A 26,075-nucleotide genomic window follows, 5' to 3' on the forward strand; every position below is an offset into this window, starting at 1 on the left:
TGAATTTTTATCGCTTTAATTTAAATATTTATTGCAATTTATTGGATTAAAATGTATATTAATACATAATTTCGAATGATCCAAGACAAGGAGTGAAACCAATGAGTCATCTTTTTCCTAATTACAGCCGTTTACCCATCGACATCCAGCAAGGAAACGGCAGCTATGTGGTAGATTCGCAAGGCAACCAATATTTAGATTTAACAAGTGGCATCGGGGTCGTTAATCTCGGTTATGGGCATCCCAAAGTGCAAGCCGCGTTGATGACCCAAGCAGAGCAGATTTGGCATGTGCCGAATTTGTATGACAGCCAGTTGCAAGAAGAAGTTGCCCAGAAGCTGACCCAAAATCAAAAGAGCGCCTCAGACGAACCGTATCTGGCTTATTTTTGCAATAGTGGCGCTGAGGCGAACGAAGCTGCTTTAAAGCTGGCTCGCAAAGCGACTGGCCGCAGCAAAGTCATTAGTTTTGAACAATCTTTCCATGGTCGAACCTTTGGGGCGATGTCTTTGACTGGGCAAAGTAGTATCCATGATGGGTTTGGACCGTTAGTACCAGAGATGGTGTATGTACCCTTTAATGACCTTGAGGCATTGCAAGCCGTTTTAGATGAGCAGACGGCAGCCGTGTTTTTAGAATTGATCCAAGGCGAAGGCGGTGTGATCCCTGCTGAGGTGGCGTGGGTCCAAGCGGTGGCAGCCCTTTGTCAGGAGTTGGGGGTACTACTGGTGGTGGATGAGATCCAAACCGGGATGGGACGGACAGGAACCCTGTTTGCTTTTGAAGGATATGGCATTGAACCTGATCTTTTTACCGTAGCAAAAGGGCTTGGTAACGGGATCCCTGTCGGAGCGATGCTAGGCAAAAGCCATTTGCAAACGGCTTTTGGACCCGGTAGTCACGGTTCGACCTTTGGTGGCAATAAATTAGCGATGGCTGCTGCTAGTGCTGTTTGCAGTGTGTTGCAAGAAGGGGACATTCAAGTCAATGTTCACTTGCGCCAGCAGCAGTTTCTCGACGGATTGCAAGGACTATCTAAGGTGCAGGCGATTCGTGGGAAAGGATTGATGATCGGTATCGAATTAGCCGATTCGGAAAGCTTGCAATCCGTGTTGACCCAACTGCGGAACCAAGGCCTCCTCGCATTAAAAGCGGGATCCAAGGTTTTGCGCTTGCTGCCGCCTTTAACGATCTCGCAAGAGGAAACGACAGCAGCCTTGGCGATTTTGCAAGCTGTCTTAGCATAATTGCATAAAAATAGATTTTTCGGGCTTTTTTTCTTATAAAAACCGAATAATAGTGAATTTATTTTGAATAGTTTTATAAATAATCATTGACAGAGCGATGGGAGTTTCTTATAATCTTAAGTAAATTCTTTTGAGGAGTGACGTGTTTGAAGGCAGCAATCGTTGGTGTAACAGGGTATACCGGAATTGAATTGATTCGTTTGATCCAGCAACATCCCCAATTGGAGGTGGGCACCTTGCATAGTCATTCTATGCATGAAAATTCATCTGTTTTGTATCCTCATTTAATTGGACTGACAGAGCGGCTGATCGAACCTTTTGATGCAGAAAAAATCCAAAAGGAAAATCAACTCGTGTTTTTTGCGACTCCTGCTGGAATCAGCAAAGAACTCGCAGCGACTCTTGTCGCAAATGACTTTCCAGTGATTGACCTTTCTGGTGATCTGCGATTGAAGGATCGGGATAGCTATCAAAAATGGTATCACCAAGAAGCTGCACCTGCCGAGTTGTTGGCACAAGCGACCTATTCGCTGCCTGAGTTTGCACCGACTCCTGGCAATTTGATCGCCAATCCAGGCTGTTATGCGACTGCTGCCATTTTAGCTGCTGCGCCGTTGGTTCAGCAAAAACTATTCAGCGGTACGTTGATTTTTGATGGCAAGTCGGGTTTGTCGGGTGCTGGTAAGAAATTGACGGACAGCAGTCACTTTGCAACCGCTGCGGATAACATGACGATGTATAAGCCAAATCAGCATCAGCACATTCCTGAGATCATGCAGCAGTTTCAGCAATGGGATCAGGCAATGCCGCCGATCCAATTTTCTACCAGCTTACTGCCTGTCAAAAGAGGGATCTTTATGACGCTTTATGCGCCTATCAAAGACGCGATTTCGCAAGAGGACATCTATGAGCAGTACGTAAAAACGTATCAAGACCATCCGTTTGTCCGAGTGCAACCGTTAGGAAAGCTGCCCGAGCTGCGGCAAGTGACGGGAACGAATTTTTGTGACATTGGCATATGTTTCAATCCGCTGACCCAAGTGTTGACCGTTATCGCAGTGATCGATAATTTAGGCAAAGGGGCTGCTGGCCAAGCGATCCAAAACTTCAATCGATGGGCAAAGATACCAGAAACGACTGGTCTTATGCAAGCACCGTTATATCCATAAAATAGCCAACAGACGCGTGAGGATACTCGTGTCAGCCAGTGGACAATCCGCAAAAGGTGGCAGTAGGAGGAAAGAAAATGAAAGAAATCGAAGGAACGATCGCAACCCCCAAAGGTTTTTTTGCCGACGGTCTGCATTGCGGTCTGAAGAAAGAGAAAGTCGATCTTGGTTGGATCGTCTCTGAAGTGCCAGCCAGTGCTGCAGCAGTCTTTACCACCAATCAAGTACAAGCAGCACCCATTCTCGTTACAAAGGAAAAAATGCAAGCAGGCACCTTGCAAGGTGTGATCGTCAATGCGGGCAATGCCAATGCTTGTACCGGGGAGCAAGGTTTAAAAGATGCACAAGAGATGGCAGAATTGGCAGCAGCCCAGCTGCATACGAGTCCCGAAGCCTTTGCGGTAGCCTCCACCGGGATCATTGGTAAGAGCTTACCGATGGAAAAAATCACTGCAGGGATTCAGCAACTAAACAGGCAAGGGGATGCCCACCGATTTCAACGAGCGATTTTGACGACGGATCTGACTGAAAAAAGCAGTGTCATCCAATCAACGATCGCTGACAAAACGGTGACTGTTGCGGGCTGTGCCAAAGGGTCTGGTATGATCCATCCCAATATGGCTACGATGCTGGCCTTTGTTACGACGGATGCGGCGATCGCTCCAGCACTCTTGCAAGTACTGCTGAAAGAATTAACCGACGTTACCTTCAATCAAATCACGGTCGATGGCGATACATCCACCAATGATATGGTGTTAGTTTTAGCTAACGGGTTAGCCAAAAATCCAACGATCGAAGCTGACACGCCAGCTTATCATGAGTTTAAAGGGATGCTCAAATCAGTTCTGACCGCACTAGCCAAAGCAGTTGCAAAGGACGGAGAAGGCGCCAGCAAATTGATCGAAGCTCATACGAGTGGAGCTGTGACCGATGAAGCAGCCCGAATGATCAGCAAAACCATCGTCGGTTCGCCACTGGTCAAAACAGCTCTCTTTGGCAAAGACCCGAACTGGGGGCGTATTTTATGTGCAGTGGGCTATAGTGGGCAGCCGATCGATCCAGCAACGGTATCGATTGCATTAGCCGACATTCCCGTCTTTGTCCAAGGGACACCGGTAGCTTTTGACGAAACCATCATGCAAGAACAATTGGCGGAAAATGAAGTCAAAGTCGTTGTCGAGCTGAAAGAAGGGGCAGGTGTTGGCACCGCTTGGGGCTGTGATCTGACGTATGACTATGTGAAAATCAACGCACTATATCATACCTGAAAGAAATCAGGTACTAGACAAAAAGGAGCGAGTAGATGGAAACGATCGTAGTAAAAATCGGCGGTGTCGCCTCAGACAATTTAACCCCGTCATTCTTTGAGACGATAGCAGACTGGCAAGCTGCGGGCAAAAAAGTAGTCATCGTCCATGGCGGTGGTCACTACATCTCAGAAATGATGGAGAAAATGGCGTTGACAGTCACGATCAAAGACGGCCTGCGGGTGACCGACCCCCAGACGCTTGAAGTAACTAGAATGGTCCTTTTGGGACAAGTTCAACCGCTGATCACGACCGCTTTCCAGCAAGCTGGGTTCCATGCCGTAGGACTGAATGCTGGCTGTGATCAACTGATTCAAGGAGAAGTCATTGATGAAGAAAAATTAGGACAGGTGGGGAAGGTTCAACAAATCAACGCTGCTTTCCTGAAGCTCTTGACAGAGAAAAAACATGTCCCGATCCTGGCACCGCTAGGAATTACCCCAGAGGGGCAATGGCTGAACATCAATGCCGATGAAGTAGCGTGTCAGGTTGCTGCTAGTTTACAAGCAGAAAAACTATATTTGTTGACGGATGTCCCTGGGATCAAGCAAGAAAGCCAGTGGTTATCAGCTGTTTCTTTTGAAGAGATCCCCCGTTTGATCACCGAAGAAGTAGTCACAGGCGGCATGCTGCCAAAACTAAAAAGTGCGCAGAAAGCCTTGAAAGCAGGGGTAGCTGCCGTTTGTATCACCGATCGAATCGATCGTTTAGGAACCCAGATCCTCGCGGCAAGTCCAGCCGCAGCTGTCTGTAGCTGAAGTCATTAGCAACACCCAAATGCCTCTTCTCTACTCATAAAAATGCAAAATTCTGACTTTTCTGTGCTTTTCTTCTTATTTTCTCTAAAAAAAGAATAAAATAGGTAGGGATTTCATTTGCTAGAATTTCGTTTTATCAGTACAATGAGTACATATGTAAGTAGGGGGAGAAACAATGACAGATTTCTTATTGGGGAGCAGTACGAAGTTGCTGACTGTTGCAATCCGGGTAAAAGACCGCGATCAAGCGATTGCCTTTTATCGGGATGTACTTGGTTTTGAGTTGAAAAGAGAAGAAAATGAATTGGCCATCTTTGGTCTAAAAGGATTAGATAGAGAAGTTTTATGGTTGGAAGAAAGCCCGCGTGCCAACGATCACTTCGGCGAGATCAAAAAAATGCAGCGCATCGTCTTAGCCGTATCCTCATTAGAAGAAGCGGCAACTATCGCGAGCAATGCCCAACAAAAAGCGATTGCTTTCGAAGAAGCTCGTTATGAAGCGAATCAATTAGGCTTTATTATAGCTGATCCAGAAGGGAACAAAATTGAAGTCTTATTTACAGCACCCGCAGGAACTGCGGTACCAAAAGACGAAGCAGAATTGATCAAAGCGGCACCTGCAAAAGCGGCTGGCTTATCAAAAGAAGCTCATTTTGGCAAGCTGTATTTAAACGTCAGTGATCTAGCCAAAGAGCAGCTTTTCTTAGAAGAAAGCTTAGGCTTGAAAACAAAAGAAGCCGAAACGAAGGAATTTATCCTCAATGATGGTGACTTCCAAGTCGGCTTGACTGAAGCACAAGGTGGTATGATCGATTTGCCGACCCATGAGGTGCTTGGCTTAGACTTCTTGAAAATCTCCATCAGTCAAGAAGATATCGATACATTGGAAAAACACTTGTCTGAGAAGAAGCAAGAGTTTTTCATCGACAAAAAACGGAAGTTGTTGACGACCTACGATGCGATCGGTATCGAATGGTGGTTTATCGTTAAAAAATAAATCTAAATAGATAAGAAAAAACATCGGAAACTCTTTTGAGTAGTCGATGTTTTTTGATGACTAAGAAACCAAGCAAGCGAATCGACTAGCTGATCGAGTCGGATAGTTGGAGGAAAAAAGGGGATAACGAGTTTTGTTTGCTGCTAAAAAGTGCTAAAGTTAGAAGCAAGACAAGCCTGAAAGGAGCGAGTATGGAACGATGACAATGTACCCAAAAACAGTACAGCTCATTCAAGAAAAAATGCCGACCGTTTTCCCAGGAGCGGTGCTGCGTTTTATCGCTGGTGAAACCCAAGAGACCCATGTATTCGGACAGGCAGCGCTTCTTCCGAAAACCGAACCTATGACGAAAGATCATTTGTTTGATTTAGCCTCATTGACGAAAGTCGTTTGTACAACGAGTGTTCTGTTAAAATTGTGGGATCAAGGAAAAATCGAGATGGAGGCGCCGCTTACTCGTTGGCTGCCAGCGTTTAAAGACGATCTGGTAACGATCAAGCACTTGCTGACGCATACGGCAGCCATCAACACGTGGATTCCTCATCGAGACCAGTTGGATGCTGCTGCCTTGCGCAAGGCGTATTTGCAGCTTGAAAGCAGTGATACGATCGGTCAAACGGTCAACTATACGGATACTGGGACGATTTTGCTGGGCTTTTTATTGGAGGAGCTGTATCAAAAACCAGTGACCGAGATTTTTCAAGAAGAAGTCTTGACGCCTTTAGGCATGAAGAACAGCGGCTTTCCGCCTTTTCCTCCCTCACAGCTGCCAATGATCGTTCCTACCCAGCAGCAGCCAGACGGCAGCATCCTTAGAGGAATCACCCATGATCCTAAGGCACGAGTGTTGGGAAACCATGCCGGCAACGCAGGGGTGTTTTCTACCGTGGATGACTTGACGCTTTTCGTTCAACTGTTACTGGCAAATGGTCAGCAGCAAGGAGCGCCGTTTTTCTCAGAAAAAGTCATGCAGGCGCTGACTCACAGGCAGACGCCTGAAAGCACAAAGCCTCGCACCTATGGTTGGGACTTGTTAGGTGCACCGTATCAATTATTTCATACAGGCTATACAGGCACGTTTCTCGCAGTAGATATCCCTAACAAAAAAGCGTTTATTTTCTTATCGAATCAGGTCCATCCAGTGGATCATCGAGAAAGCTATTTGGGTCATCGTGACGAAATCCTGCAATGTTACTTAAAAGAAACTGCCGAATAAGCGGATTCATGCTATAATATGCACGAACAACTAGAGAGGGGAACAATTATGGAACCATTGTTTATGAAACCTGTTTTTCAAGAAAAAATTTGGGGCGGCAGTCGCCTGCATTCTGTTTTTGGTTTTGATTTACCGAGCGACAAGATCGGTGAAGATTGGGCGATCAGTGCGCATCCTCATGGGGTGAGCGTCATTGAAAATGGGCCGTTTAAAGGCAAAACATTGGCGGATCTTTGGCAAGACCATCAAGAACTATTTGGTCATTCAGACGAACCAGTCTTTCCATTATTAATTAAAATTTTAGACGCAGAAGATGATCTATCCGTTCAAGTCCATCCTGATGACACATATGGGTTAGCCCATGAAGGGGAATTAGGGAAAACGGAATGCTGGTACATCATTGATGCCGAACCAGGTGCGGAAATCATTTATGGCCACCATGCCCAAACCAAAGAAGAACTTGCGGAAATGATCGAAGCGGGTCGTTGGGATGATTTGTTAACAAAAGTCCCTGTGAAAAAAGGCGATTTCTTCTATGTGCCAAGCGGAACGATCCATGCCATTGGAAAAGGGATCATGATCTTGGAAACCCAGCAGAGTTCGGATACGACTTATCGGGTGTACGACTATGATCGTACCGATGATCAAGGACAAACTCGGGAGCTGCATATCCAACAATCGATCGATGTGACGACGATTCCTGCACGGACGCCAGAATTATCGATCCGTGAGGTCAAACAAGGACAATCAGCAGTCGTTACCTATCTTGAAACGCCATTTTTCAATGTGTATGAGTGGGAAGTACGTGGGAAATTATCGTTGGCACAAAAGGCCGATTATACTTTGATGACCGTGATCGATGGGTATGGGCATTTGATGATCGACGGTCATTCCTATGAACTAAAAATGGGCACGAGCTGCATTTTGCCAAACCCGATCAAGAAATGGGAATTGGTTGGTGAATTGACTGTCATTGCCTCTGAACCTGGAAAAAAATAAAACGATCAGTAAGTGAGGTGAGCCGCACAAGCAAAACAGCACACGTTCCTGATTTTTCGTAAGGCTGAACTCGTTCAGCTGCCTGTCATCATTGGCGATTTTTCCGCTTTTGACTGACAGGTTTTTTCGTATGGACACTCACGATAGACGTCTGAGGAAGATTTGTTATAATGGCAGTAATGAAGGATAGGTGAAAAGAATGGTTTACTTAGATCATGCAGCAACGACACCGCTGCATCCAGAAGTGATCAAAGTGATGAGTGAAACGATGCAGACATTTTTTGGCAATCCATCAAGCATTCATCATTATGGTCGAGACGCCCACACCCAATTAGAATTGGCTCGTCAAGCGATCGCTCAGCAGCTAGGAGTCAAAGAACATGAGATCATTTTTAATAGTGGTGGTACCGAAAGTGATAATACAGCAATCATCGGTACAGCCCTTAGCAAACAAGCACAAGGCAAACATATCATTACGACCCAGATCGAACATCCGGCGGTCATTGAGAGTATGCGCTATTTAGAAGGCTTAGGCTTTGAGGTGACCTATTTGCCCGTAGATCAAAAGGGGCAATTGGCCGTCAGTGAAGTTGAGGCTGCCTTACGTCCCGATACGATTTTAGTATCCATAATGACGGCAAACAATGAAACGGGCAATTTGCTGCCGATTGCAGAAATTGGGGCCCTTTTACGGGAGCATCCCGCCGTGTTTCATACCGATGCCGTGCAAGCTTATGGCAAGATCCCGCTTGAAATCAATGAAAACAGTATTGATCTTCTAAGCATTTCTGCTCACAAAATCAACGGACCAAAAGGGATCGGCTTTTTGTATAAACGAGATGGCTTGTCGCTGCCTGCGCTACTCCATGGCGGCGAGCAAGAAGAAAAACGGCGAGCAGGGACGGAAAACTTAGCAGCCATCATGGGAATGGCCAAAGCAGCTTCTTTGCATACCCCCGAAGCGCAGCAAGCAGCGGCGGAACAATATCAAACGTTTGCCGATGTGCTGATGGAGACCTTAGCAGCACAAGGCGTCGATGTTCAGTTGAATGGTGATCCAGCACACAAATTGCCGCATATTTTGAATCTGCGTTTCCCAGGTGTCAGCAGTGACTTGCTGCTGATGAAATTGGACTTAAAAGGGGCTGCGATCTCGACAGGCAGCGCTTGTACGGCGGGCAATGTGGAGCCCTCCCATGTGCTCGAAGCGATGGTGGGCAAAGAGCATCTAGCTATTCGGGAATCGGTCAGAGTCAGCTTTGGCTATGGCAACACATTGGCGGAAATCGAAGCATTTGCTCAGCTATTAGCAGAAACTGTCTTAGCCACGAAAAAGTAGGAGAACAGCTAGCAATCTCGCTGAAAACTATTTATAATGAAAGAAATGATGTTAAAGAGGTGAAGAACATGGCATTTGAAACAACAGCAACCGTTTTAGGCGCAGCAACCCAATACCGCATTGCTCCTGAAGCAAAAAAATATACGTTGCGGGACAATGGCTTTACAGAAACGAACGGCGGCAACTTCCAATTGATTCGCGGCCTTGAAGCAACACCCCAAAGCAAAGAAGGCTTTAAATTAAAAATCACTGTTGCAAAAGATCTGCAAACCTTCAAGATGTCCATCACGACAGCCAATGGGTTAAAAGCAGTCAATATTTTCAAAGATGAACAGCACAAAATGTTGCAAGAAAAATTTTACTTTTTAATGGATGGTTTTATCAGCCGCGGGTTGTTTGTCAAAGCGTAAGCTTTTGTCAAAAGCAGCTATATCATTCAAAGGGCAAGAAGTGTGTCACTCCGCCAAGCAGGCATGGGATTGATACACTTCTTTTGTATCTTTGGCGGTTTCTTTTTATACTATAGAAAACAAACCCTAGGTGTTCGCAGGAACAGGATGAGTTAAGACGAGAAAGAGGGAATCAAGATGAAACGATCCTTAAACAAGCAATCAGTGCTAGCCGTCGGCATGGGGACTTGGCATATGGGGGATGACCCAGCCAAGGAAAAAGCCGAGATCGATGCGTTGCAAGCGGGCATCAAAGCTGGAGCGGCTGTCATCGATACCGCAGAAATGTACGGCGAGGGAAACGCAGAAACACTAGTTGGCAAGGCGATCCAGCCCTTTACACGAGGGGATCTTTATTTGATTTCAAAAGTCTATCCTTGGAATGCCTCCGCAGATGAATTGCCGAAAGCTTTAGACCGCAGCTTAGCGCGTTTAGGCACCGACTATCTTGATTTGTATCTGCTCCACTGGCGAGGAGATGTGCCGTTAGCAGAAACAGTTGACGCACTAGAAGCTGCCAAAGCTTCTGGAAAGATTCGTGCATGGGGCGTCTCTAATTTTGACGTGGCAGATATGGAGGAGCTGTTGCGGTTAGAAAACGGCGATCAATGTGCCGCCAACCAAGTACTCTATAATTTAGGTGCCCGGGGGATCGAATACGATCTTTTGCCTTGGCAGGCAGAGGCTGAGATTCCTGTGATTGCCTACTCACCCATTGCTCAAGGCGATCGGCTAGGGCACCACTTCAAAAATGATGAAGTGTTGAAAGAGCTGGCAGAAGCCAAAGGCTGCACGATTTTTCAGCTGCTTTTGGCATGGACCCTTCGACAACCCCACGTCTTAGCGATCCCCCAAACCAGTGACTCGCTGCATATGCTGCAGAACATTGAAGCTTGCAAAATCGTTTTTTCCAAAAGCGAATTGGCAGCAATCGATGCGCGGTTTCCTGCACCGACGAAAAAGCAGCCGCTAGCGATGATTTGAAGACGCTGATCACAGAAAAAGCACCAAGGTAAGGAGCGACTATGAAATTTTTTACGTCTGATACCCACTATTTTCATGCAGCCTTGCTCGGGGACAATGACTTTGCCCCACGCCCCTTTGAGACAGTGACGCAAATGCATGAAACGATGATCGCCAGCTGGAATGAGGTCGTGGCGGATAAAGATGTCGTCTATCATTTAGGGGATGTCGCGATGCACCCTGATTACGAAGCGGGCTTTCCAGAAATTGCTGCGCTGTTAGCACAGCTGCAGGGCAAAATCGTTTTTATCAAAGGCAATCATGATACCCGAGCTTTCTTTGCGTACTTGCGCAAGCATGATCCTGGTTGTTTGGGAGCCGAAAAGTATGCGTTTGAAGATGTCGGTGTCTTGCTGAAGTTTGCTCATCAGCAATTTATACTGACCCATTATCCTATGCTGCTGGGGATCACCAAAAACAGCCGCAATCTGCATGGGCATATTCATCATCACAGTGTACCGATCGCTGAGAATCTCAACGTAGGAGTCGATGCACCAGAATTGGCGTTTCTGCCACAGCCGCGTCCTTTTGGTCGGCCAGTTTCCGAAAATGAACTGGCGGTGTTGTATCATGCAAAACAACAAGAACTTACTAAGCTGGCTCGTTAACAGATAACAAAAAAAGCAAGCGTCCAAACAGATTTGGGCGGCTTGCTTTTTTTGTGATGACTTTGACAGCAAGCTTTGATTAAGGAAATTTTTTTGATAAAAATAAACTTTATATGTAAAAAATAATCGATTCCAAGAGTTATTATTTGATGGATATTTAAGAAATGTGTATGCTTTAAGTAGAAAGCAGTAAAGGAGGTTGCCAATGCGTAAGATTTCTAAAGTGATTTTTATCATCGGATTGCTTTTACTCTTACTTGTCTTTTATTTTGGGATCATCGCCAATCAGCAAGCGGCTTCATTGCCTGTTTACTTGATTCCTTTGGATGAATATCCTTGGGTCGGATCTTCCATGAGTATGCTGCTCTTTTGGTTATCTGTTGGCTTTGCCATTTTTACCGTGATCGCGCTCTTTGTCGTTTTGTTTTATCCAAAACGTTCGGACCGCTTGATCATTTCCCATAAGACAGGCGATTTAGTGATTCAGAAGAAGGCGTTAGAGCATTTTGTGCTTGAACGGGTGAAACAAGCAGATTTCATCCATCAGCCATCCGTAAAAATCAAAATCGTCAAGAATAAAGTATCCGTAAAAATCGATGGAGAAATGAAACAAACAGCAGCCATCCCGCAAAAACAAGAAGCATTGGTTGGTGAGATCAGCAGCAGTCTGCAGCAGCTTTTCGGTATCGAAAGCAATATCCAAACGGAAGTTGTCTTAAAAGATACGCAAGAAACGCCAGCAGCCCATGACCAGCCGCGTGTAGTTTAGGAGGAACAGGTATGAGTGAATGGTTCTACCACTATAAGATCCCACTTATCTTTGCAGGCTTCGGTTTGATCCTAGCGATCCTGTTTCTAACGATCGGCTTTTTGAAAACCATACTGCTGGTGCTGTTTACGGCACTAGGTATGTATCTGGGATTTTATCTCAAAGAAGTCGGATTCTTTGAACAATTTCAAAGACCGCGCCGTTAACTTTGGTAACATTATTAGTTTAATTTATATCAAGATTATAGTAGGAGGAATGTACGATGGAAAACCAAACAAAACCAACAACAGGTGTTAAAGGAGAATTAACTTACGAAGATAAAGTGATTCAAAAAATCGTAGGCATTGCATTAGAATCTGTAGACGGACTCTTAACAGTCGATGGCGGTTTCTTCTCAAATATTGCAGGTAAATTAGTCAACACCGATGATGTGACTTCAGGGATCAACGTTGAAGTTGGGAAAAAACAAGTGGCAGTCGATCTTGATATCGTTGCAGAATACGGCAGCGACATGACCACGATCTACGACCAAATCAAAGAGGTTGTTTCAACACAAGTCAACAAAATGACGAATTTAGACGTCATCGAAGTAAACGTGAACGTAGCAGATGTCAAAACACGTGAACAATTCGAAAAAGACTCTGAAACAGTTCAAGACAAAGTAAGCAGTGCGGCAGAAACAACTGGCGACTTTGCGTCAAAACAAACACGTAAAGCCAAAGGTGCCTTCAACCGAACAACGACGCGTATTCAAGAAAACAACGAACCACGCGTTCAATAATAGTAAGATAAGCAAAAGACTAGCTTCGGCTAGTCTTTTTTGTCGCAAAAATGGCGTGTTTTTGCAGCTTCAGCCGGTCAGAACATCAAAGCCAAAAGCTCCAATAATGGATTCCTTCTGCTTGAAAGACATCGTTAGGATAGCTTTTCTCATAATGAGCTTTTTTGGGGGAATCATTAGGATCGAATACTTGAACATTTCCTTCTTTGTTCAAAGCCAATACCATGATATGTCCTGAGGTCGTAAAGGTTCCTGATTGAACCGAGACCACAACGGGGATGCCTTGTGTCATTTTCTCATAGGCAGCCGCAAAGGAACTTCCTAAATCGGCAAATTGGTAACCAAAAGCTTCGGCAAACTGAGGAAAGATTTGCCAACTCGTTCCTTGTTTGGGAAGATAAAATTGATCGCCAGCCCACTTTAATAGTTTGTCAGGATTCGACGGATGATCCGTCCAAAAAGAATCGATCATCGCTAAAGAAGCAATAGCGCACCCGTTTGCTGCAAACGTATTTTGCGTTTCTCCATATCCATATGTGTCATTGCCCCAGCGTTGATCGGTTTGTACAATCAACGGCACTTGCTGCGTGTCTGCCATCGCTTGTTGAATCGCTTGATTGGCTTGGTGAGTGAACTCTTTTGAGACAAGCGCTGTCTGATCAAACGCAGCATCCCTGACCTGATCAATCACGTAATGAATGACAAAAACACCACCGATGAGAAAAAGCAGTAGCGCAAGGCTCTTTCTTTTCTTTCCGTTGTTTCTCCTAGTTTTCGATATCCCTGTGTGTGATCTCATGAAATGCCCCTCCTCATAAAGTAGTATCTAAAAGAAGTATAGTCTTTTTCTGATAGCGGCATTTCTGCTTTTCCTGAAGAATTCCATACGATTTTATGACAAACGACCGTTTAAAAGGTAAAATGCGGCTTCTTAGCATTCGCTTATCTAGTTGTCTTTGAACAATGGGAGTCGTTTGGATGGTTGTCGATAAGATACACAAAAAGCAGCGCTTCTTCTATTGGGCTGAATGGGGGGAGAACAGACAGCGGGTATCCTCCAGATGACTTTTCTAAAAAAGGAATTTATAAGAAAAGACAGCAAACAGTGAACTTTTTTGTGTTTTGTTGTATAATGCAAATTACTGAAAAGTTGCGACCTTCAAATCGTAGATGATTTCAGAATCTATAATTGAAATGATGGTGAAACGATCATGTCTAACGAAAACACCCGTGTGGTGGTTGGAATGAGTGGCGGGGTAGACTCGTCAGTAACAGCACTTTTGCTGAAAGAACAAGGGTATGATGTTGTCGGGATCTTTATGAAAAATTGGGATGATACCGATGAAAACGGTGTTTGTACCGCAACAGAAGACTACAAAGACGTAGCCAAAGTGGCTGCGCAAATAGGGATTCCTTATTATTCAGTGAATTTCGAAAAAGAATATTGGGACCGTGTATTTGAATATTTTCTTGCAGAATACCGTGCCGGACGGACACCAAATCCAGATGTCATGTGTAACAAGGAAATCAAGTTCAAAGCCTTTTTGGATTATGCGATGGATCTTGGTGCCGATTATGTAGCAACTGGCCATTATGCGCAAGTGACCGTTGATGAAAACGGCGTGACCCATATGTTGCGAGGCGTGGATAACAACAAAGATCAAACGTATTTCTTAAGCCAATTGTCACAAGAACAATTGAGTAAAACCATGTTCCCACTAGGCGGCATGGAAAAATCAGAAGTACGAGCGATCGCTGAACGGGCAGGACTAGCAACAGCCAAGAAAAAAGATTCCACGGGTGTCTGCTTTATCGGAGAAAAGAATTTCAAACAATTTTTGAGTAATTACTTGCCAGCGAAAAAAGGCAATATGGTTACATTAGATGGCGAAGTCAAAGGACAACACGATGGCTTGATGTACTACACCATCGGACAACGTCAAGGCTTAGGCATTGGCGGCGGCGGTGCCACTCAAGAACCATGGTTTGTCGTAGGAAAAGACTTAGCGACCAACACTTTGTATGTGGGACAAGGATTCCATCACCCCGCATTGTATGCAGATCGCTTGGAAGCAAGCCAAATCCACTTTACTACAGAACAAGACCGCGGCAGGGAATTTTCATGCACAGCAAAATTCCGCTACCGTCAACAAGATGTACCGGTAACGGTGCGTCTATTAGATGGAGATCGAGCAGAAGTGATTTTTGACGAACCAGTCCGCGCCATCACTCCTGGACAAGCAGTCGTTTTTTATGACGGGATGGAATGCTTGGGCGGCGGTTTGATCGATGCAGCCTACAAAGAAGCCAAAGAATTACAATATGTTTAACCACTAACACAATCAGCCCTAGCTAAGACCACTGAACCAATCAGTTGCACTTAGCTAGGGCTTTTTTTATTTGTACCAACGAATGTTTTGCGTAATCAAGAGAACCAAAAAATAGGTAGCCGATTATTCTTTGATCTTGAAAAGGTGGATCTGTTCGCTAAATGCAGCGACTTGTGCAGGATCGATCGTACCGTTTGTTTTCGAAAGCGCATTAGACATGCCACAAGCCATCGAATAGGTCAATGCTTGTTCCATTGGATACTGTTTATTCAATGCAACAGCCATGCCACCAACAGTTGAATCGCCACAGCCAGTCGTATTAACGATGGCGATTTTAGGAATCTCAATCTTATAAAAAGTCGACTGATGTTTAACGATTGCCCCATCGCCGCCTTGAGATACCATGACGGTGTCGATTCCTTCGAAAAGAGTGCTCTCTAAGACAGAGAAAATGTCTTGAGATGAATGTAATTTTTGACCTATTAGTTCTTCCAATTCCTGTTGATTCGGTTTAATAAAATTCGGACGAGCATTCGTTTGAGTCAAACAATTTTTTAGTTGTTCACCTGCTATATCCATGAGGATTGGTACCTGCTCACCTAATGTCTTACGGATGAATTGAAGCAATTGATCGTGAAAATGCCCATTATCAGAATTTACTGATCCAGAAATACAGACGACCGTGATGGGATGTTGTTCAATTAATGCTGCAAGGTGTTGGTAAAAAAGTTGTTCGTTTTTCTCCGATAGATAAAGTCCTTTTTCTACTAGCTCTGTATGGGTGTTACCGTCATGCATGATCGTGATCGCATTGCGAGAATTACCATCGATGGTTAGGAAATCCAATACATAACGTTCTTCGGCTAGTAAAGAATCAAGGATCGTTTTGCCTACAGGTCCACCTAAAATACCTGTCAATAAAACGTCTTCCCCAGATTGTGCGATGACTCTGCCAGCATTGATACCTTTTCCCCCAATTGATGTATGTGGGTTATCTACCCGATTTACTTGATCCAATTTCAACGAAGGAACCAAATAGTTGTAGTCCATGGAAGGGTTCATTGTGATGGTTAAAATCATTTTTGTTCCTCCTTGAGGATCTCTGTAAAGGAGCGATAATACTCAAAAGTAGTCTCAGAAAGTTTATCATCAGTGATCAAATAGTCGATATCTGAAAGTGAGTAAAAGGTGTAAACGTCGGAGCGATTAAACTTGGAACTATCCGCAACGATGCATTTTTTGCGGGAATGCTTGAAAGCGACTCGTTGAATCGAACCTTCAACAAGATTCGCAGTGGTGATATTATTTTCAAAGATCCCATTTGTAGCAGCAAAAGCGATATCGATATTTAGATTTTCAAAACTCTTCTCTGCCGTTTCCCCATAAAATTCTTCCGTCGTGCGGGAAAATTCTCCGCCTGTCAATAAGACACGATAGTCTGTGTTGTAAATCAAATAATTAAAAGCAAGCAAACTATTTGTGATCACGAATAAGTTTGCTTTTTTTAGTTCAGGTAAAGCGTGAAGCATCGTAGTTCCAGCACCGATATAGATAGTATCGTTGTCTGAAATGATACTGTTCATCACTTTTCCGATGAATTTTTTTTCAGCAACATTCGTATCGATTTTTTCTTGAGTAGAAAGCTCGTGTTCGATTTTTTCGAGTTTTTGGGCGCCACCATAGATTTTTACCAATAAAGATTGATTCGCTAACTCTGTAATATCTCTACGAATGGTCATATCGGAAACGTCTAATGTTTTGGCTATTTCTGCAATGGATAAGTAATCGTGCTGATTCACTAGCGCTAGAATTTTTTCTTGCCGTTCTTTCTTTAACATAGTTTCACCTCTGGTTGATTAACGATTTTTTTAAGTTTCTTTTTCAACTGTCTTCTTTATACATTAATTAATAGCATTTACTTTTGGAAAAAGCAAGGATAAATGTTCATCTTTGTTAAAGTTTGATAATTTTATGTATCGATAAAAGTAATTAGTTTGGAAAAAATACGAAAAGAAAGCGTTGACAAGAAAAATTAACTATTGTATATTTACATTGTAAAACACATTGTAACAAAGTTTAACAATATTTATCATTAAAGTTGAACAAGGAGGAAGAATAGGTGGGCTATACGAGCATGTTTGATGAAAGGCTGATTTTTCTCGACGTGGAAGGAGAGGATTTGAAAGAACTATTTGAAGAGATAGCCAAACGATTACAGGAACAAGGTTTTGTGAATGAACAGTATGTAGAAGGATTACTAGCAAGAGAACAAGCCTTTCCAACTGGGCTGATTACACAGTATTTGAATATTGGCTTGCCTCATTCAGAACCAGCGTATGTCGAAAAGCCTTTTATAGCGATCGTGCGTCTGAAAAACGAGGTGAAGATGAAGCAAATGGGTGACAGTCAAGAAATGCAGGTCAAGAATCTCTTTTTTCTAGGGATCAAAGAACCAAAAGAGCAAGTCGGCTTACTGCAATCGTTAATGGCATTATTTATGGATGAAGGATTTGTAAAGGCATTCATTGGGACACAAGAAGTACAGGCAATTTATCAATTAGTTACACAGTATACAAAATAAAATTTTTGGAGGGATTCAAGATGAAAAGAAGATTGATCGTAGCATGTGGAAGTGGCGTTGCAACAAGTCAAACGATCGCAAGTAAAATTGCTGGGATGCTTGAAGATGACGGGATCGATTTCCCCGTTGAAGCAGTTGATTACAAGTCGATCCAAAACGAATTGCCGTCGACAGGAATTTATGTGTATGTTGCACAGCCAGATGATGAAGTATTGGAAAAAGCGGCTGAGCTAGGTGTACACGTTTTTGCTGGAATTCCGTTTCTTACAGGTATGGGTATGGATACGATTTATGAAGAAATCAAAGAATTGATTGGCTAGCACAAAACATCCTATCAAAAGAAAGAAGTGAAAAAAATGCAAGTATTTCAAGACATTATCAATTATATTTTAGGTTTAGGTTCCGCTATTTTTGTGCCGCTAATCATTTTAATCCTAGGCTTGGTTGCAGGGATGAAATTCAAAAAAGCCTTTATGTCTGCGATCACGTTAGGTATTGCTTTTACTGGGATGTCGATGGTCATCGGCTTTATGTCAAATGCAGTTAGTCCAGCTTCCGAAGCATTGGCGAAAAATACTGGCTTGAACTTGCCTGCGCTAGATTTAGGTTGGACAGGAGCAGCAAGTATCACCTGGTCATGGTCTTATGCATTTGTTTTCTTTGCCGTCGTTCTTGGTGTGAATTTTGTCATGTTGATTTTGAACTGGACCAAGACGTTGAATGTTGATATGTGGAATGTATGGGGCAAAGCGCTGACTGCCTATCTAGTCTACTTTATCAGTGGGAGTTTACTTGCTGGGTTTATCACCGCCGTCGTACAGGTTATCTTGGAACTTAAGATGGGGGATATGTTCCAACGCCACATTGAGGACTTGACTGGTATTCCTTTAGTAACAGTGACCCACTTGATGAATATTTCAGCAGTACTTTTATTACCGATCAATGTGATTATGGATAAAATTCCTTTCTTTAATCGACGTGCCGATACCAAAGCCTTAAAAAAGAAAATCGGCATCTTCTCTGAAAATTCGGTGATGGGCTTTCTCATAGGCTTAGGCTTGGGGTTAGCCGCAGCCTATGGCGTGTCAGGTTCATTGAATTTAGCTATTCAAATCGCGACGGCAATGGCTTTGTTCCCAATGATCTCAAAAATGTTTATGCAGTCCCTTTCACCACTTGCTGATGCAATGTCGGAAATGATGAAAAAACGCTTTAAAGATCGGGAAGTTTACATTGGGTTAGATTGGCCTGTATTAGCTGGTCGCTCTGAGATTTGGGTCACTGCTATCTTGTTGGTACCTGTATTTATTGGCTATGCCATCATCTTGCCAGGAAATGCTGTGTTGCCTTTAGCAGGAATCATTAACTATTCGATCGCAGTAGGTGGATTATTGCTTACCGGCGGAAACTTGGTTCGTATGCTGATCATGGGGGTTATTTCGATGCCAATCTATCTATATGCAGCTACGTATTTGACGCCGATCTTAACGGGCTTAGCAGATCGAACCGGCGCAGTAGAAGGAATACAAAAAGGGCAGCAAATCACTTGGTCTTCGATCGAAGGACCAGAATTTCGAATTTTATTTGCAGAAGCGTTTAAAGGAAATATCTTGGGTATCGTCGGTTCCGTTGTGTTTATCGCAATGTTTGTCTGGTTGTATAAATATATGAGTAAGGTAAAGGTACCAAGTCAAAGATATGAAGAACAAGGGACCCAATCGACGCAAGTGCGTGCGACGAATGGCTAATATTTTCAAAAAGGAAAGGGCGACAGGAATGGGAAAGAGCGAAAAAATAAAATGGCAATTGCTTCTTTTTCTAGCAATTGGCTGCTATCTCTTAGCTTTGGTGACACAACAGTACCTATTTAATGTCGTAGCGATTGGTCTAGCAGTCTGTGTGTATAAATATGGCAGTCCAGTACTTTTTAAAGAATATGATGAACGGAAAAAGAAAAAAGAGGAAGAAGCAGCAAAAGTAAGAGAAGCTGTTCAAACAATCTTACGCAACAAAACGTTTGAAAAATAAAAAAGGTGGTCTTGAATATGTCAGATGGACGGATGATTTTTGAAAGAGAACGGGAAGATTTAGCACGAATCGTAAAATTGATTTTTACCAGGAAGAATACAAATGTTGCAGGCGGTAATTTTTCTTTTAAAACAACCGATGAAACTGGAAAAGAATACATTATTATGACACCAACTATGATGTCAGAAGCCTATTTAGGAGAAGTCTCACCAGCCCAGATTTTAGTCGTTGAGCCTCATACGAGAAAGGTGATTGATGGGGTAGGACAGCTGACACGAGAAATCAACTTACACGAAGCGGTTTATGATACGAATCCAGCGATAAAAGCAGTCTTACATGCCCATTCTCCTCACTCAATGTTTTGGGCAACCGCCGGATTGGATATGCCTAACTTAACGGAAGCGACCCAAAAAATTGGCTATATTCCTGTACTAGACTTTGAACCTAATTGCTCACCAGAATTAGCAGAATTAGTTTCTGATTATATGAAAAAAGAACAACTTGCCTTACCGAATATGTTACTCCTCAACAGTCATGGGGTACTGATCAGTGCGCCAGGAGCATCTGGCATCGAAGCAATCCATAAAGCTTTGCAAATACTAGATACCACGGAATGGAATGCGGAAATTGCCTATAAGCAAACGATTTTCCAATCTTTAGGCTTGTTAGATGGTTTTTACTCCAAAGGGAGACAAGTAGGAACCCTTGAAGACTTGAAAAAACATACACCGATTTATAATAAAGAAGAAATTTTTGCTGGTGGTGATTAGCCAGCAAGTAATCATCTTTTTCGATTGATAAAAATCCAAGAACATTCGTTTACGAGTTCTTGGATTTTATTTTATTAGTCAAATTATGCTATAATTTAGGTAGAAAATGAATTTTTTTGATGCATTGGCATTTTTAAAAGAAAGACTAACTATATAGAGTCAAGTGAAAATTAGCTAAATCAAAAAAATATTTTATAACAGTTAAGTCCAAAAAATGAGTACAACAAATAGACCTTTCACTATTAGATTTTTTTGATTGTTCAATAGCTAATCGGAAACAATCTTATAAGGTTCATTTTTAGTTAAAATAGCATGAATCACATAACAAAGCTTACGAGAAACAGCACCTAAGGCCGTCAGATGATGCTTTCCCTCAGAAATTTTTTTCTGATAAAACGCGCGAAAAACAGGATCACATTGAGAAGCAACTAGAGCAGCTGAAAACAAGGCTTTTCGTAAGTATGGAGATCCACGCTTGCTCATAACATTATGTGTTGCTTCGTATTGCCCAGATTGGGACACAGACGCGTCTATGCCAGCATAAGCAACCAGTTTTTTCGGATTAGAAAATTTGCGAATGTCTCCAATTTCACCAAGAATTGTCGCGCCATTTATAGGGCCGATTCCAGGGATTGTGAGAATAACAGAGTCTAAATTACTCATTATGCGCTTAATTTCTTTTTCAGTTTCTTTTACTTGGCTTTCGATGAATTTCAATTGTTCAATCATGGAGCGTAATTGAAATGTAAAAGCTTCTTGAGCAAATTTCACTCCAAAGGAGTTAGAAGCTGCTTGCTTCAATTGATCTGCTTTCTCTGGCTTTATTCGGTTCCTGCTTAACTCAGCTAAGTATTGAGCCAACGTTTCTGCCGAAATTTCTTCTAGCTCTATAGGAGAACTAAACTCAAGCAATAACTCTTTAGACGCTTTTCCGAAAATACCTTGTTTAGAAAAAATTGATGCATATTCAGGAAACACTTGATCTAGTACAGCTATGATTTTTCGTTTGAAGTCGCTTGCGGTACCTACTAAATAGGTTCGGTAACGTGAAAGTTGTTTTAACGAAAAAACATTTTCATCAGACAATACTGTTTCTACAAAGGAACCATAACGCATCAAGTCAGCAATCAAAACAGAATCAATAATATCATTTTTTCGTTTTCTGATTTCTGTTCCTTTGCGCCAGCCATCGGTTTGAAGAGGATTCACAACGTGAATCAAAAAGTCTGATTCGTGGAGGTATGAAAAGATGGAGAGCCAATAATGACCCGTAGCTTCCATTCCGACAATAAAGTCAGCGGGAGTCTCTGAATATTTTGAAAGCCGCTCAATCAGGGAATCAGCTCCTTCAGTAGTGTTAGGGAAAGAAAAACCTTTTAGGATCACTTTACCTTCTTCACTCATTAAAGAAGCCACGTGAGTTCGCTTGCCGATATCAATTCCTAAGAAGTACATACATTTGACCTTTCTAAAAAAATATTTTGGATTGAAACCCGCTCAACTGAAAAGCGTCACTACCTTGTACGAGATACGGAGTAAAGCAAAAACTTTCAACATCTAACTCATACGTAATCCACTTATCAGAGAGAGGTGCCAGTCTTTCGATTACGAGCTTCAAAACTCAAGGAGGCAACGGCATAGCCTCTCAATCCAATAAATATATTATCTCAAAATGAATGAGTTAATACCAAATTAAAATAACGATGGTTCATAGGGTTATCCAATCAAAACCGGAAGGTTAAAACCCTAACTCTAATATACAAGGAGGAGCATGAATCGTACCAAAGCCAATCTCATGAAATCGGGGTTTGTCGTTAGTGTCGTAGGGGTGGTGATGCTTCATCAGGCTCAGGTCGTTTCAAGCCAAATCAACCATCTTGCCTTAGCCGTACTATTGGGTTTAGCCGGGTATTTGCTTGTTTTTAAAAAGTTCTACTTTTTGTCCTCTCAAATTGCGGGGCATTCCGATCAGTATAATCAAGCAGAAGTCAAGTGGGGCAAGATTGCGGGAGTTATCGCCTTCTTTATTGCTCTGATCAATTTGATTTTGGTCTTTGTGTGAGTGTGGCGGAAAAAAAGCCGCCAAAAGAAATCTTTGACGGAAACTGGGTTGCTTGGCTCATGATCGATCATCAAATTCGGCTTGGTGTGCTTGAAAAAAGCGGTAATACTGCTGGACACTAGCTAACTGGGTCCACTTCCGAACATCGACGGGCGTTTGATCCAAATCATAGATTTTGGCTTCCTTTAAAGACAAAACGAAAGGACTATGGGTAGCAATAATGAACTGACACTGTTCATAGCGAACAAAATCTTCCAGTAACTGCACCAGTTCCAGCTGACGCTCAGCAGAAAGAGAATTTTCTGGTTCATCTAATAAGTAAAGGCTGTTGGGACGAATCTTTTCTTGAAAGAAGCGAAAGGCACTTTCACCATTGGAATATTCTCGGACATTGTCGATCAAGTGCTTACGGGTGAATTTGGACTGTGTGTTAGATTGTGCAAGATTGATTTTCTTCAATTCATGGTAATCGTCAAAACCCGTGAAACGAAAGTCTGCATACTTTGCTTGGTAGTATTCTTGGAATACTTCTTCTCGGCGATGATCGATCCCTTGATTCAAGTTTCGAATAGCCAGCATGTAATCAAAGACATCATCGCTGGTCAAAAGTACTTTTTCTTGCGGTTCGTCGATGCTGCCAGTAGTACAGTAGGCTAAGTAGTCCTCGAAAAAATTCGAGCGATTATACGCAGCAAAGCGCTGCGCGTGGATCTTTTCGGCAATCACGTTCAATGCGGTGGTTTTGCCAGAACCATTGCCGCCATATAAGATCGTGACCGGTTCAAAATCGATCTGCTGAAAAAGGCGGGCACTGAGAATCTGAAAAGGGTAGTAAGAATCATAAACGGTTCGTTTGATGGAAAGGAAAAAATCAAACTCGGTCTCTTGATCGGGAAAAGTGATTTGTTCGAGATACATGGGGCACCTCCTGGCAATTTCGTGGTTGTCATTATTGTAGCATATCCATCGCAGACAAATTTTTTTTACGAGGTTAAAATAAATCTTGTTTGATATTTTTTTAATCTTTTGATGTTATATTCACAATAGGAAACATCTATGCTAGACTATAGGGGCATAGAAATGATGTAATCTTAAACAACCGATAAATCGTACAAAAAAACGAGGGTTTAATGAATTTTTAAAGCAATGTTTAAATGCTGAAACTTATTCCTTGCAAGTTTAAGTAAAAGTGACTAATATGAGGAAGGAATCGTGAAAGGAGCAATGGAATGTATCAAGTAGTAGTCATGTATGGGGACAATGAACCGTGGTGGTTTTTTGAGGGATGGCAGTCAGATATTCAAGAGGCGTTCACATTTGCAACTTTCAGCGAGGCGCAGTCATTTTATGAACAAAAATGGCAAGAAATCAGAGAAGAGTATTCGTACATAAATGCAAAATCAAACTTTATGACGGCTTTTTGGAATGAAGAAGACGAACGCTGGTGCGAAGAATGCGACGATTACCTCCAACAATATATTGGACTGGCATTGCTTAAAGAATATCAGCAAGTCGTCGATGAAAGCAGGAAAGATTTTTATGAAACAACTAATTCTAGCGGAAAAGCCAAGCGTTGCCAAAGACCTCAGCAAAGTTTTGGGCTGTGAGCAAAAAAATAAAAATTATTACGAAGGACCCAAGGCGATCGTTACTTGGGCCCTTGGTCATTTATTGGGCTTGAAAATGCCTGAAGATTTAAACAAAGAGTGGGCATCATGGCAGATGGAAACGTTACCGATGATTCCTAAGTCCATCGGGATCAAACCGTTACCAAAAACCGGTCATCAACTAAAAGCCATCAAACAACTGGCTCAAAGAAAAGATGTCGGGGAAGTCGTGATCGCTACCGATGCGGGAAGAGAAGGGGAGCTAGTCGCTCGCTGGATTTTGGAGTGGGTTCGTTTTGACAAACCAGTCAAACGTTTGTGGATTTCTTCGCAAACCCCTAAAGCCATCAAAGAAGGCTTTGCAAAATTGCAGTCAGCCAAGCACTACGACAATCTTTACTACTCCGCCCTTGCGCGGGCAAAAGCCGACTGGCTGGTAGGATTGAATGTCACGCGGGCATTGACGGTCAAATATCAAGACAATCTTAGTGCGGGTCGGGTCCAAACCCCTACCTTAGCTTTGGTGCGCAGTCAGGAAATGCAGATCGAGAGTTTCCGTCCGCAAACCTATCATGTGATTACCCTAAACGTAGGCGATGCCAAGGCCCGCCTGCAGCAAAAAAATCCCTATCAACTAAAAGAACGCAGCGACGCCGAAGCATTGGTCAAGCAAATGAGTCAACAAAATGGTCGCGTGACAGCGATCGAAGAGAAGGTCAAAACAGAAAGCGCGCCATTGCCTTATGATTTGACCGAGATCCAACGAGAAGCCAATCAGCGTTATGGGTTTTCAGCCAAGAAGACCTTGTCGCTTGTTCAAAGCTTGTATGAAACCCATAAAATCGTCACTTACCCAAGGACGGATTCCAAGTATTTGACCAATGATATGAAGGCAACCATGAAGGAACGCCTGCAGGCAGTTGCGGATTTTGCCCCAGAAGTCAAAGGATACTTGAAAAATGGCGGACAAGTGGTGCAGCAAGCTGTCTTCAATGATAAAAAAGTCACCGATCACCATGCCTTATTGCCAACGGAACAGCGGGCGCGTTATGAAAAATTAACTACCGATGAACAACGGATCTATCAAATGATCGTTAGTCGTTTCTTAATGCTCTTTGCGAAACCCCATAAAAAGCAGCAGCAGAAAGTGACCGTGACCTTTGGTTCAGAAACCTTTGTATTCAACCGCAATACCGTGTTAGAAGCGGGATGGAAAACGACTTCTGAAGAAGAAACCAGTGACATAGCTTGGCAAAAAGGCAGTACCGTCAAGCCTGAGTTCACCATCCAAAAAGAGTTGACCACACCACCGAAACCGTTGAATGAAGGAACTCTTTTAGGTAAAATGGAAAAACATAGTCTCGGTACGCCGGCAACCCGTGCGGAGATCATTGAAAAGCTGATCAAATCTGAGCTGATGGAGCGGACCCCAAGCGGCTTACAAGTATCGCCAAAAGGCAAGCAGCTGTTAGTCTTAGTCAATCCATCCTTGGTGACACCAGAATTGACGGAAAAATGGGAGAAGGAACTGGAAGCCATTGCGAAAGGCACCTATTCTGCCCAAACCTTCCTTGCACAAATCGAAGCAGACACAAAACAACTGGTCAAAGAAATCAAGCAAAGCGAAAGCAAGTACCAAGATTTCTCATTGACCCAAAAACGTTGTCCCGAATGCGGTGAACCCTTGCGGGAGAAAAATACCCGTGATGGCAAGATCTATGTTTGCTCCAGTGGCACCTGCAAGTACCGTCGTCGGAAAGACCCGAAAGTTTCAAACCGACGCTGCCCGCAATGCCACCGAAAGATGGAGATCATTGAAGGCAAAAACGGCGCCTATTTCCGCTGTAAATTCGATGGGACCACCGAAAAAATGGCGGATAAAAAGGAACGCAGCAAAAAGCTGTCGAAACACGAAGAACGCCGCTTGATGAACAAAATCAATCAAGAAGAACCGCAAGAAAGCCCATTAGCAGCTGCTTTAAAAGCTGCTATGGAGAAGAAATAACTGCATGAGGTAGAAAATGAAAAAGAGTGA

The 26,075-nt window shown here is 43.1% G+C and carries 28 protein-coding genes; 23 read left to right on the forward strand and 5 right to left on the reverse strand.

All coding sequences use genetic code 11. The features are described 5' to 3' along the window. Positions 1–101: 101 nt before the first annotated feature. The 14 genes from IGI71_RS02035 (at position 102) to IGI71_RS02100 (ending at position 12,662) form a co-directional block, all read left to right on the forward strand. On the forward strand, positions 102–1,247 hold the full coding sequence (locus IGI71_RS02035; RefSeq protein ID WP_081116173.1) for an acetylornithine transaminase: 1,146 nt from the start codon (positions 102–104) through the stop codon (positions 1,245–1,247). Between the two features lie 146 nt (positions 1,248–1,393). Next, complete coding sequence (argC, locus tag IGI71_RS02040; RefSeq protein WP_010748689.1) at positions 1,394–2,416, forward strand: N-acetyl-gamma-glutamyl-phosphate reductase; 1,023 nt, start codon at positions 1,394–1,396, stop codon at positions 2,414–2,416. A gap of 77 nt (positions 2,417–2,493) precedes the next feature. Next, positions 2,494–3,684: a bifunctional glutamate N-acetyltransferase/amino-acid acetyltransferase ArgJ gene (gene argJ, locus IGI71_RS02045; RefSeq protein ID WP_010748690.1), complete on the forward strand. Its 1,191-nt coding sequence runs from the start codon at positions 2,494–2,496 to the stop codon at positions 3,682–3,684. Positions 3,685–3,719: 35 nt separating this feature from the next. Beyond that, positions 3,720–4,481 (forward strand): acetylglutamate kinase, encoded by a 762-nt coding sequence (argB, locus tag IGI71_RS02050; RefSeq protein ID WP_015508861.1) that lies wholly within the window; start codon positions 3,720–3,722, stop codon positions 4,479–4,481. A gap of 175 nt (positions 4,482–4,656) precedes the next feature. Continuing rightward, complete coding sequence (locus IGI71_RS02055) at positions 4,657–5,478, forward strand: VOC family protein (protein ID WP_428210827.1); 822 nt, start codon at positions 4,657–4,659, stop codon at positions 5,476–5,478. A 199-nt stretch (positions 5,479–5,677) separates the two neighbouring features. Next, complete coding sequence (locus tag IGI71_RS02060; protein ID WP_231472509.1) at positions 5,678–6,694, forward strand: serine hydrolase domain-containing protein; 1,017 nt, start codon at positions 5,678–5,680, stop codon at positions 6,692–6,694. 45 nt (positions 6,695–6,739) lie between these two features. Continuing rightward, on the forward strand, positions 6,740–7,693 hold the full coding sequence (gene manA, locus IGI71_RS02065) for a mannose-6-phosphate isomerase, class I (protein ID WP_170920124.1): 954 nt from the start codon (positions 6,740–6,742) through the stop codon (positions 7,691–7,693). Between the two features lie 199 nt (positions 7,694–7,892). Beyond that, a complete protein-coding gene (locus tag IGI71_RS02070) occupies positions 7,893–9,032 on the forward strand; it encodes a cysteine desulfurase family protein (RefSeq protein WP_428210826.1) in 1,140 nt (379 codons plus the stop codon). Positions 9,033–9,100: 68 nt separating this feature from the next. Further along, entirely contained in the window at positions 9,101–9,442 is a 342-nt protein-coding gene (locus tag IGI71_RS02075) for a DUF1831 domain-containing protein (protein WP_005232263.1), read from the forward strand. Positions 9,443–9,619: 177 nt separating this feature from the next. Continuing rightward, positions 9,620–10,465, forward strand: coding sequence for an aldo/keto reductase (locus IGI71_RS02080; RefSeq protein WP_010748695.1), 846 nt, complete (start codon positions 9,620–9,622; stop codon positions 10,463–10,465). A gap of 41 nt (positions 10,466–10,506) precedes the next feature. Beyond that, positions 10,507–11,112 (forward strand): metallophosphoesterase, encoded by a 606-nt coding sequence (locus IGI71_RS02085; protein ID WP_005227234.1) that lies wholly within the window; start codon positions 10,507–10,509, stop codon positions 11,110–11,112. Positions 11,113–11,317: 205 nt separating this feature from the next. Then, positions 11,318–11,881 carry an alkaline shock response membrane anchor protein AmaP gene (gene amaP / locus IGI71_RS02090; protein ID WP_060792382.1) on the forward strand — a complete coding sequence of 188 codons (564 nt, stop codon included), beginning with the start codon at positions 11,318–11,320 and terminating at the stop codon, positions 11,879–11,881. 11 nt (positions 11,882–11,892) lie between these two features. Then, a complete protein-coding gene (locus tag IGI71_RS02095) occupies positions 11,893–12,087 on the forward strand; it encodes a DUF2273 domain-containing protein (RefSeq protein WP_005227236.1) in 195 nt (64 codons plus the stop codon). Positions 12,088–12,143: 56 nt separating this feature from the next. Then, on the forward strand, positions 12,144–12,662 hold the full coding sequence (locus IGI71_RS02100) for an Asp23/Gls24 family envelope stress response protein (protein ID WP_005227237.1): 519 nt from the start codon (positions 12,144–12,146) through the stop codon (positions 12,660–12,662). A gap of 85 nt (positions 12,663–12,747) precedes the next feature. On the opposite strand, the gene IGI71_RS02105 is transcribed toward IGI71_RS02100, so the two are convergent. Then, entirely contained in the window at positions 12,748–13,461 is a 714-nt protein-coding gene (locus IGI71_RS02105; protein ID WP_010748697.1) for a C39 family peptidase, read from the reverse strand. A 412-nt stretch (positions 13,462–13,873) separates the two neighbouring features. On the opposite strand from IGI71_RS02105, the gene mnmA reads away from it, so the two are divergent. Further along, positions 13,874–14,992 (forward strand): tRNA 2-thiouridine(34) synthase MnmA, encoded by a 1,119-nt coding sequence (gene mnmA, locus IGI71_RS02110; RefSeq protein WP_034695311.1) that lies wholly within the window; start codon positions 13,874–13,876, stop codon positions 14,990–14,992. 123 nt (positions 14,993–15,115) lie between these two features. On the opposite strand, the gene IGI71_RS02115 is transcribed toward mnmA, so the two are convergent. Then, positions 15,116–16,072 (reverse strand): 1-phosphofructokinase family hexose kinase, encoded by a 957-nt coding sequence (locus IGI71_RS02115; RefSeq protein WP_010748699.1) that lies wholly within the window; start codon positions 16,070–16,072, stop codon positions 15,116–15,118. Continuing rightward, the gene (locus tag IGI71_RS02120; RefSeq protein ID WP_005227243.1) at positions 16,069–16,830 is read right to left on the reverse strand and encodes a DeoR/GlpR family DNA-binding transcription regulator; all 762 of its coding nucleotides are present in this window, start codon (positions 16,828–16,830) and stop codon (positions 16,069–16,071) included. Before IGI71_RS02120 ends, IGI71_RS02115 begins: the two co-directional genes overlap by 4 nt. Before the next feature lie 281 nt (positions 16,831–17,111). Here IGI71_RS02120 and IGI71_RS02125 point away from each other — a divergent pair, with 281 nt between their 5' ends. From IGI71_RS02125 to IGI71_RS02145, 5 genes are read left to right on the forward strand one after another with little or no spacing between them, the layout of a single operon-like run. Then, positions 17,112–17,573 carry a PTS sugar transporter subunit IIA gene (locus IGI71_RS02125; protein WP_005227244.1) on the forward strand — a complete coding sequence of 154 codons (462 nt, stop codon included), beginning with the start codon at positions 17,112–17,114 and terminating at the stop codon, positions 17,571–17,573. A 20-nt stretch (positions 17,574–17,593) separates the two neighbouring features. Further along, entirely contained in the window at positions 17,594–17,893 is a 300-nt protein-coding gene (locus IGI71_RS02130; RefSeq protein WP_005227245.1) for a PTS sugar transporter subunit IIB, read from the forward strand. Positions 17,894–17,929: 36 nt separating this feature from the next. Next, positions 17,930–19,321: a PTS galactitol transporter subunit IIC gene (locus tag IGI71_RS02135; RefSeq protein ID WP_010748700.1), complete on the forward strand. Its 1,392-nt coding sequence runs from the start codon at positions 17,930–17,932 to the stop codon at positions 19,319–19,321. A gap of 28 nt (positions 19,322–19,349) precedes the next feature. Further along, positions 19,350–19,601, forward strand: a complete 252-nt coding sequence (locus IGI71_RS02140; protein ID WP_008376154.1) for a hypothetical protein — start codon at positions 19,350–19,352, stop codon at positions 19,599–19,601. Between the two features lie 17 nt (positions 19,602–19,618). Next, a complete protein-coding gene (locus IGI71_RS02145) occupies positions 19,619–20,371 on the forward strand; it encodes a class II aldolase/adducin family protein (protein WP_010748701.1) in 753 nt (250 codons plus the stop codon). 267 nt (positions 20,372–20,638) lie between these two features. Here IGI71_RS02145 and IGI71_RS02150 read toward each other — a convergent pair whose 3' ends face one another. Continuing rightward, on the reverse strand, positions 20,639–21,826 hold the full coding sequence (locus tag IGI71_RS02150) for an IS110 family transposase (RefSeq protein WP_010748508.1): 1,188 nt from the start codon (positions 21,824–21,826) through the stop codon (positions 20,639–20,641). 316 nt (positions 21,827–22,142) lie between these two features. Here IGI71_RS02150 and IGI71_RS02155 point away from each other — a divergent pair, with 316 nt between their 5' ends. Then, positions 22,143–22,433: a hypothetical protein gene (locus IGI71_RS02155; protein ID WP_010748703.1), complete on the forward strand. Its 291-nt coding sequence runs from the start codon at positions 22,143–22,145 to the stop codon at positions 22,431–22,433. A 57-nt stretch (positions 22,434–22,490) separates the two neighbouring features. Here IGI71_RS02155 and IGI71_RS02160 read toward each other — a convergent pair whose 3' ends face one another. Continuing rightward, the gene (locus IGI71_RS02160; protein ID WP_010748704.1) at positions 22,491–23,351 is read right to left on the reverse strand and encodes an AAA family ATPase; all 861 of its coding nucleotides are present in this window, start codon (positions 23,349–23,351) and stop codon (positions 22,491–22,493) included. A gap of 311 nt (positions 23,352–23,662) precedes the next feature. Here IGI71_RS02160 and IGI71_RS02165 point away from each other — a divergent pair, with 311 nt between their 5' ends. Together IGI71_RS02165 and IGI71_RS02170 are read left to right on the forward strand one after the other, a co-directional pair. Beyond that, positions 23,663–24,040, forward strand: a complete 378-nt coding sequence (locus tag IGI71_RS02165; protein ID WP_005227251.1) for a DUF1033 family protein — start codon at positions 23,663–23,665, stop codon at positions 24,038–24,040. Beyond that, on the forward strand, positions 23,973–26,045 hold the full coding sequence (locus tag IGI71_RS02170) for a DNA topoisomerase III (RefSeq protein ID WP_428211196.1): 2,073 nt from the start codon (positions 23,973–23,975) through the stop codon (positions 26,043–26,045). The genes IGI71_RS02165 and IGI71_RS02170 overlap by 68 nt, the downstream gene beginning before the upstream one ends. Positions 26,046–26,075 lie beyond the last annotated feature (30 nt).

It is taken from the genome of Enterococcus sp. DIV1279b (genome assembly GCF_050531515.1).
Taxonomy (GTDB): Bacteria; Bacillota; Bacilli; order Lactobacillales; family Enterococcaceae; genus Enterococcus_D; species Enterococcus_D casseliflavus.